The following is a 13,362-nucleotide window of genomic DNA, read 5'->3' on the forward strand; positions in this document are numbered from 1 at the left end:
GCGTCTTAGCCTGTGGAGAGTTGGCGCAGTCAGGCCGCTCTGTGAAGCAGGAACCCACCGAAGCGACTCGCAAATCATCGCGTAGCGCCGTAGGAATCCCCGTCCTTTAGGCCGGGGAGGATGTCAAGCGTTCGATAGTTAAGCCGCTTCACCCAGGTAAGCCTCTTTCACTCTAGGATCATCGAGCATTTCGCTTGCGTTGCCGTGCATCGTGATCAGGCCTGAATCCATCACATAAGCTCGATCGGCCGCTTGTAAGGCCAACCTTGCGTTCTGTTCGACCAGCAGCACTGTCACCCCTTCTTTAGAAATCGTATTGACGACTTCGAAGATCTTCTGAACCATGATTGGTGATAGACCCATCGATGGCTCGTCAAGTAAAAGCAATCTAGGTTGGCTCATCAGTGCGCGCGCCATGGCGAGCATCTGTTGCTCACCGCCAGACATCGTGCCCGCGAGCTGATTCGCCCGTTCTTTGAGTCTGGGAAAGATACTGAACATCCGTTCAATATCGGTGGCAATCGTCGTCGTATCGGTGCGAATATAAGCGCCCATCTGCAGGTTTTCGACAATCGTCATACGCGTGAAGACACCGCGACCTTCCGGCACCATGGCAAGCCCTTGTTTCAGTAGCTCATGGCTTGGCACGCCCTTGATGGATTTGCCGAGATACGTCACGTCACCGGCAACCCATCCCTGTAACCCTGTGATCGCCTTCATAGTGGTGGTTTTGCCGGCACCGTTGGCACCGATCAGGGTCACGAGTTCGCCGTCGCGGATCTCAAGATTGATCCCTTTGATTGCGTGGATGCCGCCATATGCGACTTTCAGATCTTTAATTTCAAGCAGGATATCTTTCATGATTTCGCCAACCTTAATGCGCAGGTGTGCCGAGGTATGCCTCGACGACAGCCTTGTCTTTTTGAACGTCCTGAGGAAGCCCCTGAGCGATGACTTTGCCGTAATCCAGCACGGTTAAGCGGTTGCATAAACCCATGACCAGTTTGACGTCATGTTCGATCAGCAAAATGGTGCGGCCATCTGTCCGGATTTTGTCGAGCAGCCCACGCAATTCAACTTTCTCGGTCGCATTCATGCCAGCGGCTGGTTCATCTAACGCCAGTAACTTGGGCTCAGTGGCCAACGCGCGGGCGATTTCGAGCCTGCGTTGATGTCCGTAGGATAAATTCCGTGCCGTGTGATGGGCGTGTTGGCTGATACCGACATACTCGAGCAGCTCGTGCGCCATATCTTCAATCTCTGCTTCTTCGCGTTTGATTGAAGCCGGTCTGAAGACCGCGCCAAATAAGCCTGCTTTCGTTCTGACATGCCGACCGACCATGACATTTTCAAGGGCGGTCATTTCGCCGAACAAACGAATGTTCTGGAAGGTGCGAGCAATGCCAGCTTTTGCCACCTCGTGCACGGCGGTTGGTTGATACGTATTGCCGCCCAGTTTGAACTCACCTGAGTCCGGTGTGTAGAGCCCGGTAATGACGTTAAAAAAAGTTGTTTTACCAGCGCCGTTTGGACCAATCAATCCATAGATTTCACCGGGTTTGATTGCCAGGCCAACGTCTGACAAGGCCTGTAAACCACCAAAGCGTTTGTTGACGCCTTGCACAGAAAGAATCAATTCGCCTGTATCCGGCTGCGTGGTTGCTGTATTCATGTTGGTCATCTCAAACCCCTCCGTCCAGGCGGCTGGTATGCCCGCGCACTCTGGTCACGGGGCGATCTTCACGCTTGGGAGCAGGCCATAAGCCAGCAGGTCGATAAAGCATGACCCCGACAAGTGCTAAGCCAAACAACAGTTGACGTAACACCTCGGCGTCAATGAGTACCTCGCCAAACATCATTTTTTGAACTGGGACTGCTAACTCACGCAACAGCTCTTGGAAGCCGACCAAGAGAATGCCGCCAAGAATCACGCCTGGGATGTGTCCCATGCCACCGAGCACCACAATCGCCAGAACATAAATGGACTCCCACAAGACGAACGATTCAGGTGAAACGAAAGCTTGAAACGCACCGAACACCACACCCGATACGCCACCAAACGCAGCACCCATGCCAAACGCCATGAGTTTGACGTTGCGGGTATTGATACCCATGGCCTTAGCAGCGGTTTCATCTTCTCGGATCGCTACCCAGGCGCGGCCGATTCGCGAGTGTTGCAGACGCAGACTAAAAAAGATCACCACCAGCGTTAACGCAACGATCAAGTAGTAGTACATCACGCCAGGCGATATTTTGATGCCGAATAAATTTTGCGCCTTAGAGAAATCAATACCAAAAAACACGACCGGGTCAATGGCGTTAATCCCCTTAGGGCCATTGGTGATATTGATTGGACGGTCAAGATTGTTCATGAAGATTCGGATGATCTCTCCAAATCCCAGTGTGACAATCGCCAGGTAGTCGCCACGCAGCTTTAAGGTCGGGGCACCGAGCAGAACGCCAAACAAGGCGGCGATCGGTCCAGCGATCAATAAAATCCACCAGAAACCGAGGTGCAAGCCGTGCGGGAACAAGCCAGCAATAAACTCGAACTGGGTTGACAGGTGAGGCGAGCTCAGCAGCGCCATCAAATAGGCACCCACTGCATAGAAGGCGATGTAGCCCAGATCGAGCAAACCAGCAAACCCGACGACAATATTGAGGCCAAGCGCCAGCATGATGTAGAGCAGGGCAAAATCCAGAATACGCACCCAGTAGTTGCCGCCTAGAGTCTGAGCCAGAACGGGTGCTACCAGGGTCAAAATCACCAGAGCAATGAGGGACGTGGTTTTGTTCATTTTAAAAGTAGACATGATCACGGACCCCTTATGCTCGGTCGGCGACACGCTCGCCCATGATGCCGGACGGACGGAAGACCAAAACAATAATCAGCACGATGAAGGCAAACACATCTTGGTAATTCGAGCCAAAGATATCGTTTGTCAGATCACCGATATAGCCTGCACCTAAGGCTTCGATCAGGCCCAGCAGAATGCCACCGACCATGGCACCCGCCAAGTTACCAATGCCGCCAAGCACGGCAGCGGTAAACGCCTTGAGACCTGGAATGAATCCCATGTAGAAGTGAGCATTACCGTAGTTGGTGGCCATCATCACACCCGCGACGGCAGCTAAGGCAGCGCCGATCATAAACGTGGCAGAGATGACGAAGTTAGGGTTCACTCCCATCAGGCCAGCCACCCGTGGGCTTTCAGCTGTTGCGCGCATCGCTCGCCCCAGTTTGGTCTTGTTAACGAGTAACAGCAGGCCCACCATCACGACTAAGGACATGATGATGATCATGATCTCTTTGCCGGTAATCACGGCGCCAGTATCAAATATATCGATGGGCGATGAAGGCAGTAGTGTCGGAAAAATCATCGGATTGCGTGACCAGATAATCATGGCGAGCGTTTGTAAAATGACCGAGACGCCGATAGCGGTGATCAGAGGAGCTAGCCGAGGCGCGTTACGTAGGGGGCGGTAAGCAATACGCTCGATCCCGTAAGAGAGAGCCGCACAAACCGGCATAGCGATCAGCGTTGCAATGACTAAGGTCAACCATTGAGGTAGACCTGGCATGTAATGTTGCAGCATCAGGATTGACGACAAGGCGGTCAATGCACCGACCATTAAGACGTCACCGTGAGCAAAGTTAATGATGCCCAAAATCCCGTAGACCATGGTGTAGCCAAGCGCAATCAGCGCATAGATGCTTCCTAGTACCAGGCCATTTACCAATTGCTGGATAAAGATATCCATAATCTTGCTCTCCTGCGGCTGAGCCGAAAAAAATAGACTCAGTGAAAAACAACGGCACCGCAAACTTTTCGCGGTGCCGTACGTTTAGTGCTTGTTAATCGTAATGACCAATGCGGTTAAGCGGGGTCAATTACATCTTCATGACGTCAAGCACTTCTTTCTTCTTGTTGCCGAACTGATACAGGGTGATAACGCCTTGCTTCATGTCGCCCTTTGAATCAAACGCGATGTTGCCGATCAAACCGTCATAGTTTGTTGCGGGCATTGCAGCCAGGATTGCATCGGCTTTGGTCGATTTTGCACGCTTCATTGCATCGACAATCACGTAGACCGCGTCATAAGTGAAGGGGGCATAGACTTGAATCGGTGCTTTGAAGCGAGCTTCGTATCTCTTGGCAAAGTCTGCGCCTTTGGGCATGTTAGCCAAGGCCATACCAGCTTCTGAGCAAACGATGTTCTTCACAGCATCACCAGCCAATTCGATCACTTTGTCAGTGCAAGCGCCGTCGCCCTGAACGACCTTGGCCTGAATGCCGAGCTCAGACGCCTGTTTGGTCAAAGGACCGCCCGTTGCATCCATACCGCCGTACATGATGACGTCAGGTTTTTTACCTTTGACTTTAGTCAAGATGGCTTTGAAGTCAGTCGCTTTGTCGTTGGTGGCTTCGCGAGCAACAATTGTTGCTCCATCTGCTTTCGCTTTCTTTTCGAATTCGTCAGCTAAACCCTTGCCGTAAGCCGTTGCATCGTCAATGATGGCGATGTTTTTAGCTTTCAGTGTTTTGGTTGAGTAGGTTGCCAGTGCTGGGCCCTGTTGTGCATCCGTTGCAACGACGCGATACGTCGATTTGAAACCTTGCAGCGTGTACTGGGGATTGGTTGACGAAGGCGAGATTTCTACAATGCCTGCGTCGTTATAAATTTTTGAAGCTGGGATGGATACGCCTGAGTTCAGATGACCGACAACGCCGACAACTTTGGCATCAACCAGTTTCTGTGCAACAGCAGTGCCTGTCTTTGGATCGCCAGCGTCATCCTCTGTGACCAGTTCGAGGGTAACTTTTTTGCCGTCAATCATCAGGCCAGCTGCGTTGATTTCTTCAACAGCTAAACGAGCGCCGTTTTCGTTATCTTTGCCTAGGTGGGCAATCGCGCCGGTCAAAGGACCCACGTGACCGATTTTCACAACTTCTTGTGCGTTGACGTTTGCGCCAGCGGACATTAGGGCAATCGCCGCAGCGACTGGTAGCAACTTAACAAATTTGTTCAGTTTCATAGAGATCTCCGATTAAGACTTGTGCGATTACACGCCGAGTAATAATACGCTTAATCTTCGGAAAATACACTAAGGAAAAACAGGGATAACCCTAGAAACTGTTGTGGTGCATAGCTTTCCAGCCAGTGCCGCATTATGGTGCGCAATCTTGTCGTAAAGATCGAATCCTGCATCGGGTTAGAGCACAAACCTCGCAAGGTCCTGGCTGGAAGCGACCTCTTCGAGCTGCTGGTTCACATAGGCGGTATCGATTTTGATCGTTTGCCCGGCATGCGCCGTTGCATTGAAGGATATCTCATCCAGCAGTTTCTCCATCACCGTATAGAGTCGTCGTGCGCCAATGTTCTCGGTCGTCTCGTTGACGTCGAAAGCAAGCTCGGCCAGGCGGGCCACGCCATCTTCGCAGAAATCGAGATGGATATCTTCGGTTGCAAGCAAGGCGCTGTATTGCTTGGTGAGTGAGGCGTCAGTATCACCCAGTATTTGTATGAAGTCTTTGGCTGTTAATGAGTCGAGTTCGACTCGAATCGGAAACCGGCCTTGCAATTCGGGAATCAAGTCAGAAGGTCGAGCGAGATGAAACGCACCAGAGGCAATAAACAGAATGTGATCGGTCTTTACCATTCCATATTTAGTGGAGACGGTTGTACCTTCGACCAGGGGAAGTAAATCACGCTGAACCCCTTGTCGTGAGACTTCGGCACCACCACTCTCTTGTCTGGCTGCGATTTTGTCGATCTCATCCAGAAAAACAATGCCATGCTGCTCAACGCGTGTGATCGCCTCAGTTTTGATATCTTCGTCGTTAACACGCTTGCCCGCCTCCTCGTCAATCAAGAGCTTGAAGGCTTCTTTAACCGTCATTTTGCGGGTTTTGGTTTTTTCTTTGTTGAGCCCTGCGAACATGCCTTTTAGTTGCTCAGTCATGTCTTCCATGCCAGGCGGCCCCATGACGTCAAGCTGAGGCAGTGGCGTTGCAACCTCAATATCAATCTCGGTCTGGTCAAGCGTGCCCTCGCGCAGACGTTTGCGAAAGGTCTGACGGGTTGCGGTTTCTTCTCGAAGCGGCGAACCATCGGCAGCCCGTGGCGGGGCGATCAGGACGTCAAGTATGCGATCTTCTGCTGCATCTTCAGCCTGTACACGAACGCGCTTCATCTGTTGTTGCCGACTTTGTTTGACGGCGATTTCAGCTAAGTCGCGGATGATCGTCTCTACATCGCGGCCAACATAGCCAACTTCAGTGAACTTGGTCGCTTCGATTTTGATGAACGGAGCGTCGGCGAGTTTGGCTAACCGTCTGGCAATCTCAGTCTTGCCAACACCCGTTGGTCCTATCATGAGAATGTTTTTAGGATGAATCTCATGACGCAGTGGCTCGGCAACCTGCTGGCGACGCCAACGATTGCGCAAGGCAACTGCGACTGCTTTTTTTGCTTTGTTTTGACCGACAATATATTTGTCGAGCTCGCCGACGATTTCGGCTGGTGTCATGGTTGAGGCAGACATAGGCTTAACTTAAAACTTCGATGAGGTGGTTTTGATTGGTATAGATGCAGAGATCGCCAGCGATCTCAAGCGACTGTTTGACGATGGTTTCAGGGCTTAGGTCAGTGTTGCGCAGTAAAGCGAGCGCTGCGGATTGAGCGTACGCACCACCCGAACCGATTGCGGCGATGCCGTTTTCGGGTTCGAGTACGTCGCCATTGCCAGTTAGGACTAAGGTGTGATCGCGATCGGCAACGATTAACATCGCTTCAAGCCTTCGCAAGATACGATCGGTGCGCCAGTCGCGCGTTAATTCAACCGCCGATCGCATCAAATTGCCCTGGTGTTTTTCTAATTTGGCTTCGAACCTTTCTTGCAAGGTAAACGCGTCGGCGGTTGCGCCAGCAAAACCAGCCAAAATCTTGTCGTGATAAAGCCGTCGAATCTTGCGTGCGGTACCCTTAATAACGATGTTGCCTAGCGTCACTTGGCCGTCGCCACCTAAGGCAACTTGGTTGCCACGACGAACTGAGACGATGGTCGTGCCGTGAAATTGTTCCATGTGTCAAAACTAAAAAAATGAGTTTGATTGCGTTAATACGCGGATTTGGACTTAAGAATCAAAAAAGGGCACAGCGCCTTGATCAGGTATGTGCCCCATGGTGACTCTCGATCAAGCAGTTTGAGATGGGTGGTTTGGTTTGCCACCGCATCCCGGTTAAGGATCTTAGTCCCCAAACATCTTTTGACGCATCTCGCGACGCTCTTGTGCCTCAAGAGACAAAGTCGCTGTCGGGCGTGCGAGCAAGCGAGGTATCCCGATTGGCTCACCGGTTTCTTCGCACCAACCGTAGTCGCCGCTATCGATCCGTGTAATCGACTGCTGGACTTTTTTCAACAGCTTACGTTCGCGATCCCGAGTGCGCAACTCAAGCGCGTGCTCTTCTTCGATTGTCGCGCGGTCAGCTGGGTCAGGCACAAACTGGGTCTCGCGCAGGTGCTCAGTCGTTGTCCCTGCGTTACTGAGAATATCTCGTTCGATCTGTCTGAGCCTGTCTCTGAAAAAGCCGAGCTGACGCTCGTTCATATAGTCAGATTCTGGCATCTTTAGCAACTCGTCTTCGGTAGGCAGGTTGTTCTCCGACAGATCGCCTGTCGTTTCGGGTTTCTTCTTTGCTGCCTTGGTAGCCATCAAAACACTCCGTTAATTATTAACTGCAGCACCTTGGTGCCAGATTTACTTCACCAGACACTGCTCGAGACCTTTGGTAAAAATCTCTTTGGGCAGTTTACGTCCGATGAAGACCATTTTTGTGGTTTTCTTTTCGTTTGCCAGCCAAGGTTTGCCTGGCTCAGCACCCATCATCATGTGAACCCCCTGGAACAGCATGCGACGGTTGATTCCTTTCATGTACAAGATGCCCTTGTAACGCAAAAGATCAGGACCATAAACCTGCACCACGCCACCTAAAAACTCTTCAAGACGCTCAGGGTTAAAGGCTTTGTCTGATTTGAATACAAAGGCACTGATTTCGTCGTTGTGCGCAGGCGCGTGATTGTGATGGTGATGATCATGGGTCGGATCATCGCAATGCTCATCATGAGCGTGGTCATGACCGTGCGCGTGAGCATGATCGTGATCATGGTCGCAATCTGGTCCGTGAACGTGGTCGGGGTGATCATGATCGTGAGCGGCATCGGGGTGCTCGTCAGCAAGAAACTGAGGATCGATGTCCAGAATGGCGTTCAGATTAAAGCCACTGATATCAATGATCTGTTTGAGATCCGTCTCGCCAAAATTAACTGGCTCCATTGAGGCGCGCGGGTTGATTTTAACGAGCCGGCGACGCAAAGCTTGATATTCGGCGTCGCTCACGAGATCTTTTTTCGAGATCAGGATGCGGTCTGCAAAGCCGACTTGTTTTTGCGCTTCTTCTTGTTGGTCGAGGGTCTCCATGCCGTGTTTCGCGTCGACGATCGTTACAACAGCGTCAAGACGGTAGTACTCGGCAATATCGTCGTCCATAAAGAACGTCTGGCAGACGGGGCCTGGGTTGGCCATGCCAGTTGTCTCAATAATCACACGCTCGAAATTCAGTTCGCCTGCTTGACGACGAACGCGCAAATCATTCAGTGTGCGCATCAGATCGCCGCGAACGGTGCAACAGATGCAACCGTTCGAGAGTTCGATGATCTCTTCATCAGAGTCTTGCACGAGTAGGTCGTTATCAATGCTTTCAGGCCCGAATTCGTTTTCAATCACAGCAATACGCTTGCCGTGGTATTCCGTCAGGATCCGCTTGAGCAGGGTCGTTTTGCCCGCACCAAGAAAGCCGGTGAGGATCGTGACAGGAACCATTTTTTCAATATCAGCTGGTGAATTCATTCGGCAAAGCCTTTCAAGTAACGCCGGATTACAGCACAGTGGATTGTTACCGGCAAATACAAATAACCAAGGGTTTAGCCTAGGTTTGCAAATAAGCTAAGAGTTATAACCAAAATTGACTAAAAATAGCTAAAACTTTTAGTTATCTATAGCCCAAAATGTTGTGATGACCGTGCTTTGAGTGTCACCAATATCTTAATTTTCATAGATGGGGGCAAAAAGCTCAAATTCAAGAGCTGGGCAAAAGCTGTTGCCTAAGACTTTCGACCTGCCCTGGGATGGGCTTGGTCATATGCTTTTGATAGGTGTTGAAAATCTAATTTTGTATAGAGCTGAGTCGTTGAAATATTGGCATGACCCAACATTTCTTGCACTGCCCTTAAGTCTTGCGCAGACTGTAATACATGGCTGGCAAAGCTATGCCTGAGCACGTGTGGGTGAATGGTGGTTGGCAACCCGGTCAGTGTGGCAAGTTTCGTAAGACTTGACTGAACCACTCGAGGATGGATGCGTTTGCCGCGACTGCCGATAAAGAGCGCCAGCGCATCCTCATCATCAGGATTGACTGGGGCAATCAGTGCCCGAGCCTCTATCCATTTATTCAACGCAGTGATGGCTTGCGCACCAATCGGTACACTGCGTCGTTTGCCACCCTTACCCAAAACATGAACGTCTCGATCAACTAAATTGATCCAGCTGGCAGAAGTGTAGTGTTTGCTTTGAACATAGTGAATATCAAGGCTGACGAGCTCGCTCAGCCGTAATCCACTTGAATAAAATAGTTCAAACATCGCTTGATCGCGCAAGGCCATCGGATCAGTCATGGCCCGCATGACTGGTGAATCCAGTAGTGCTTGAGTCTGATCGACAGAAAGCGCCTTGGGTAGTCCGCGACTGGCCTTAGGTGCTTTAACGTCAGCCGTTGGGTTTGATGCGAGCCCGGCGATTGGTGCCCACCACTTGTAAAAACCTCGCCAGCCAGCCAGCGTGCGCGCGAGGCTTCTCGCACCGTGCCCTTGTGCATGCAGGCGAGCCAAAAATTGTCTGATCTGCCCGGTCACAATTTGATCGAGAGGTCGACCCTTGGCTAGTGCCACCAGTTCAGAAAGGTCTCGACGATAGGCTGATAGCGTGTGGGGCGAATATCTGCGGTTGTGCAACAGATGATCGAGCCATTGCTCGACCGGTGGCGGTAGGCTGCTTGTTGAATCGACATCTTCCGGATCGTTACGAGTCACCAGTCACGCCTGTTTGTATTGGTGTTGGATTGCGTTTAAGTCGCTTGTGGTTTGAGTCGGGATAACGCAGCACCAGCCAGACGACTCACCACGTCAAGGAACTGTGTGCCCATCTCAGGTGAGAAGCGCTGTGGATCATCAGAGCCCAGCACCAGCAGACCAAATGCAGCGGATTCGCCGGGTGTGCGTAAGGCGAGAATGGCGACCGAGGCGGGTTTTGCGCTTAGCCAGGTGGCAGCAACAAATTCGGTATTCGTGCCGCAATAGGGTTGAGTGAGCCCTTCTGCAAAAATATGCACATCCTGCGAAACCGGCGCGCCAACGCCTTCTTCAGGTAAGTCAAGGCCCCAGACCCGCAAGGCAACTTCCTGAAGATTGAAAAGATCAGCTAAGCCAAGCGCTACCTCGCCCGGCAAGCGTGCCTTGTTTTGCTCAGCCAGAATACGCTCGCACCACTGATTCAGCTTGTCATTCGTTGTTTCGTTTTGGGTGGCGTTCCGCACCATGTCGGCCAGTCTGAATTCGAAATCCCGTAGGCGGTCTCGCAAGGTCAGGATCTGGCGTTCGCCTAATGATATAGCACGCGTTTGGTGAGGGTGGGGTACTTCGAGCGACGAAAATAATTCAGCGTGCTGAGTAAAGAAGTCAGGGTTCTCTTGCAGGAATTTGGCTACGCTGTGTGCGGTCATTAACTCGGTCATGGCTTCTCTTGGGTCGTTGAGGCTGGGATGGATGCCACCAGTTTATCGATGTCGATCTGGCCGGAATAAACAGTGGTGGCAGGTCCGGTCATGCGTAATTGAGCGCCGTCAAATTCAATGGTTAACCAACCACCGTGGGTGCGAACCTTGACAGGACTGTCGAGTATGCCCCTGCGCACGCCAGCAGCGACTGCTGCGCAAGCACCGGTGCCGCACGCAAGCGTTTCGCCTGCTCCGCGCTCGTAGACTCGCAGGTAAATCGTCTGTCTGTCGATGACTTGCATGAAGCCAGCATTGACTCGCTTGGCAAATCTCGGGTGTGACTCAATCAGTGGGCCGATTTGACGGACCGGCGTTGTGTCGACGTCAACGACGACTTGGACCGCGTGGGGATTCGAAATCTGCACGAGCGATAGCCAGACAGCTTTTGTCACAGAACCATCCTGCGTCGTGAGAGGCAGCTCGTAGAGCGTGTCGATACCGTCTGTTTTGCTTGTTAATCCCGCTACATCAAATCCCAGGCTAGTGGGATCAAAACGAGTTTGGCCCATGTCGACAGTGACATCGCCGCTGGGTAATTCGTTCAGGGTGATGAGGCCGGTCGCGATTTCAGCTTTCAGGGGATTGCGGGACGAAAGCTTTTGCTCGTGAACAAAACGGACAAAACAACGTGATCCGTTGCCGCAATGCTCTACTTCGCTGCCGTCGCTATTGAAAATCCGGTATCTGAAGTCGGCCTCGGGGTGCGACGGGTTCTCGACGAGCAGAATTTGGTCGCAGCCGATGCCGAACTGCCGGTGAGCCAGCGCACGCGCGCGTTGAGGGGTCATTTCAATGGGGGATCGCACCCCGTCGAGCACGACAAAGTCGTTGCCCGCGCCATGCATTTTGGTGAAGTTCCAGATCATGCTCGTATTATCGCCAATTTTGGCTTAAAATACCGTCAGGCGCTGAGTTAAACGACAACTTGCGGCGCGCCTGTTGTTAGATTGTGGATGACATGCCCGATCAACAACGAAAAAATCCGCTAAAGCGTCTCGCCCGGATCCATACGTCTACATATCTGTTTGATGGCATAGGTAAGGGGTGCAGCGCACCTTCTAACCCATAACTGACCTAGTCAGTAGCAAGGATGCCATCATGCTAAAAGCAAGCGATTACCTCTTTACCTCCGAATCTGTTTCAGAAGGCCATCCCGACAAAGTCGCAGACCAAATATCTGATGCGATTCTTGACGCGATTTTCACCCAAGATCCCAACGCCCGTGTTGCTGCTGAAACGCTGTGTAACACTGGATTAGTGGTTCTGGCCGGTGAGATTACAACCTTCGCTAACGTCGACTATATCCAGGTCGCCCGCGACACCATTAAGCGTATTGGTTACGACAATACCGAATACGGTATTGATTACAAAGGTTGCGCGGTGTTGGTGGCCTACGATAAGCAGTCCCCGGATATTGCTCAAGGCGTTGATCGCAGTTCAGAGGATTATTTAAATCAAGGTGCTGGCGACCAGGGTTTGATGTTTGGTTATGCGTGTAACGAAACACCAGATCTCATGCCCGCACCGATCTGGTACGCACACCGTTTGGTGCAACGCCAAAGCGAATTGCGCAAAGACGGTCGCCTGCCTTGGTTACGTCCTGATGCCAAATCGCAAGTCACCTTCCGATATGTCAATGGCAAGCCTGTTGAAGTCGACACCATCGTTTTGTCGACGCAACATGCGCCTGAAGCCTCGCAAGAGATGATCCGTGAAGCGGTCATTGCTGACATCATCCGTCCTTGCTTCCCTGATGGTTTATTGACGCCGCAGACCAAGTTTCTGGTGAACCCAACAGGTCGTTTTGTTATCGGCGGCCCGCAAGGTGATTGCGGTCTGACAGGTCGCAAGATCATTGTTGATACCTACGGTGGTGCTTGCCGCCACGGTGGTGGAGCGTTCTCGGGCAAAGATCCGTCTAAGGTCGACCGCTCGGCCGCTTACGCTGCACGTTACGTTGCCAAAAATATCGTAGCCGCCGGTTTGGCGGCACAGTGCGAAGTGCAAGTGAGCTACGCAATCGGTGTTGCTGATCCGATCAACATCACTGTCAATACCAACGGCACGGGTGTGGTCCCTGACGAGCAGTTGTCTTTATTGGTTCGCGAACACTTTGATCTGCGTCCTAAAGGCATCGTCAATATGCTGGACTTGTTGCGTCCCATCTACAGCAAGACAGCAGCCTATGGTCACTTCGGTCGCAGCGAGCCTGAATTCAGCTGGGAAGCCACCGACAAAGCGGCTGCCTTGAAAAAAGGCGTTTGATTTGAGCGATACGCTTAATCACAAGCCCAAGCCCCGAGCAGATTCGCCGTGCGTGGCGGTCTGCTCAACGCTCTTTGACGATACGTGCCGCGGTTGCGGTCGTACCGTCACAGAGGTCTCCAACTGGGTTTTGATGACAGATGAAGAGAAGGGCGTTGTCTGGGAAAGAATTCTGGCGCAGGGATATCCCCGGCGTAATTGATA

14 protein-coding genes are annotated in these 13,362 nt (G+C 51.8%); 2 read left to right on the forward strand and 12 right to left on the reverse strand.

Annotated features, from left to right (window positions below):
* Positions 1–138: 138 nt before the first annotated feature.
* The 12 genes from BCM14_RS14025 to dapF all read right to left on the reverse strand — a co-directional run bounded on the left by BCM14_RS14025 (position 139) and on the right by dapF (position 11,777).
* Positions 139–861, reverse strand: a complete 723-nt coding sequence (locus tag BCM14_RS14025) for an ABC transporter ATP-binding protein (protein ID WP_106228679.1) — start codon at positions 859–861, stop codon at positions 139–141.
* Between the two features lie 13 nt (positions 862–874).
* Positions 875–1,672 (reverse strand): ABC transporter ATP-binding protein, encoded by a 798-nt coding sequence (locus BCM14_RS14030; RefSeq protein WP_106228782.1) that lies wholly within the window; start codon positions 1,670–1,672, stop codon positions 875–877.
* Positions 1,673–1,682: 10 nt separating this feature from the next.
* The gene (locus tag BCM14_RS14035; protein ID WP_106228783.1) at positions 1,683–2,813 is read right to left on the reverse strand and encodes an ABC transporter permease subunit; all 1,131 of its coding nucleotides are present in this window, start codon (positions 2,811–2,813) and stop codon (positions 1,683–1,685) included.
* Between the two features lie 13 nt (positions 2,814–2,826).
* On the reverse strand, positions 2,827–3,762 hold the full coding sequence (locus BCM14_RS14040) for a branched-chain amino acid ABC transporter permease (protein ID WP_106228680.1): 936 nt from the start codon (positions 3,760–3,762) through the stop codon (positions 2,827–2,829).
* A gap of 130 nt (positions 3,763–3,892) precedes the next feature.
* A complete protein-coding gene (locus tag BCM14_RS14045; protein WP_375318491.1) occupies positions 3,893–4,984 on the reverse strand; it encodes a branched-chain amino acid ABC transporter substrate-binding protein in 1,092 nt (363 codons plus the stop codon).
* A 231-nt stretch (positions 4,985–5,215) separates the two neighbouring features.
* A complete protein-coding gene (gene hslU, locus BCM14_RS14050; protein WP_106228682.1) occupies positions 5,216–6,547 on the reverse strand; it encodes an ATP-dependent protease ATPase subunit HslU in 1,332 nt (443 codons plus the stop codon).
* Positions 6,548–6,551: 4 nt separating this feature from the next.
* A complete protein-coding gene (gene hslV / locus BCM14_RS14055; protein WP_106228683.1) occupies positions 6,552–7,088 on the reverse strand; it encodes an ATP-dependent protease subunit HslV in 537 nt (178 codons plus the stop codon).
* Between the two features lie 165 nt (positions 7,089–7,253).
* Positions 7,254–7,718: an RNA polymerase-binding protein DksA gene (gene dksA / locus BCM14_RS14060; RefSeq protein WP_106228684.1), complete on the reverse strand. Its 465-nt coding sequence runs from the start codon at positions 7,716–7,718 to the stop codon at positions 7,254–7,256.
* A gap of 45 nt (positions 7,719–7,763) precedes the next feature.
* Positions 7,764–8,912, reverse strand: a complete 1,149-nt coding sequence (locus BCM14_RS14065) for a CobW family GTP-binding protein (protein ID WP_106228685.1) — start codon at positions 8,910–8,912, stop codon at positions 7,764–7,766.
* Between the two features lie 254 nt (positions 8,913–9,166).
* Positions 9,167–10,150, reverse strand: coding sequence for a tyrosine recombinase XerC (gene xerC / locus BCM14_RS14070; RefSeq protein WP_106228686.1), 984 nt, complete (start codon positions 10,148–10,150; stop codon positions 9,167–9,169).
* Between the two features lie 35 nt (positions 10,151–10,185).
* Positions 10,186–10,851, reverse strand: a complete 666-nt coding sequence (locus BCM14_RS14075) for a DUF484 family protein (protein ID WP_106228687.1) — start codon at positions 10,849–10,851, stop codon at positions 10,186–10,188.
* Complete coding sequence (dapF, locus tag BCM14_RS14080; RefSeq protein ID WP_106228688.1) at positions 10,848–11,777, reverse strand: diaminopimelate epimerase; 930 nt, start codon at positions 11,775–11,777, stop codon at positions 10,848–10,850. The genes BCM14_RS14075 and dapF overlap by 4 nt, the downstream gene beginning before the upstream one ends.
* Positions 11,778–11,991: 214 nt before the next feature.
* On the opposite strand from dapF, the gene metK reads away from it, so the two are divergent.
* Positions 11,992–13,158, forward strand: a complete 1,167-nt coding sequence (gene metK / locus BCM14_RS14085) for a methionine adenosyltransferase (RefSeq protein WP_106228689.1) — start codon at positions 11,992–11,994, stop codon at positions 13,156–13,158.
* Position 13,159: 1 nt separating this feature from the next.
* Entirely contained in the window at positions 13,160–13,360 is a 201-nt protein-coding gene (locus BCM14_RS14090) for a DUF1289 domain-containing protein (RefSeq protein ID WP_106228690.1), read from the forward strand.
* The last annotated feature ends 2 nt before the right edge of the window (positions 13,361–13,362 follow it).

This window comes from Jezberella montanilacus (assembly GCF_003003055.1).
Lineage (GTDB): Bacteria > Pseudomonadota > Gammaproteobacteria > Burkholderiales > Burkholderiaceae_B > Zwartia > Zwartia montanilacus.

Coding starts and splice junctions, on each gene's coding strand:
- BCM14_RS14030 (WP_106228782.1), bottom strand. CDS start 1,672: ATGAATACAGCAACCACGCAGCCGGATACAGGCGAATTGATTCTTTCT.
- hslV (WP_106228683.1), bottom strand. CDS start 7,088: ATGGAACAATTTCACGGCACGACCATCGTCTCAGTTCGTCGTGGCAAC.
- BCM14_RS14025 (WP_106228679.1), bottom strand. CDS start 861: ATGAAAGATATCCTGCTTGAAATTAAAGATCTGAAAGTCGCATATGGC.
- BCM14_RS14040 (WP_106228680.1), bottom strand. CDS start 3,762: ATGGATATCTTTATCCAGCAATTGGTAAATGGCCTGGTACTAGGAAGC.
- hslU (WP_106228682.1), bottom strand. CDS start 6,547: ATGTCTGCCTCAACCATGACACCAGCCGAAATCGTCGGCGAGCTCGAC.
- dksA (WP_106228684.1), bottom strand. CDS start 7,718: ATGGCTACCAAGGCAGCAAAGAAGAAACCCGAAACGACAGGCGATCTG.
- metK (WP_106228689.1), top strand. CDS start 11,992: ATGCTAAAAGCAAGCGATTACCTCTTTACCTCCGAATCTGTTTCAGAA.
- BCM14_RS14075 (WP_106228687.1), bottom strand. CDS start 10,851: ATGACCGAGTTAATGACCGCACACAGCGTAGCCAAATTCCTGCAAGAG.
- BCM14_RS14065 (WP_106228685.1), bottom strand. CDS start 8,912: ATGAATTCACCAGCTGATATTGAAAAAATGGTTCCTGTCACGATCCTC.
- BCM14_RS14035 (WP_106228783.1), bottom strand. CDS start 2,813: ATGTCTACTTTTAAAATGAACAAAACCACGTCCCTCATTGCTCTGGTG.
- BCM14_RS14045 (WP_375318491.1), bottom strand. CDS start 4,984: ATGTCCGCTGGCGCAAACGTCAACGCACAAGAAGTTGTGAAAATCGGT.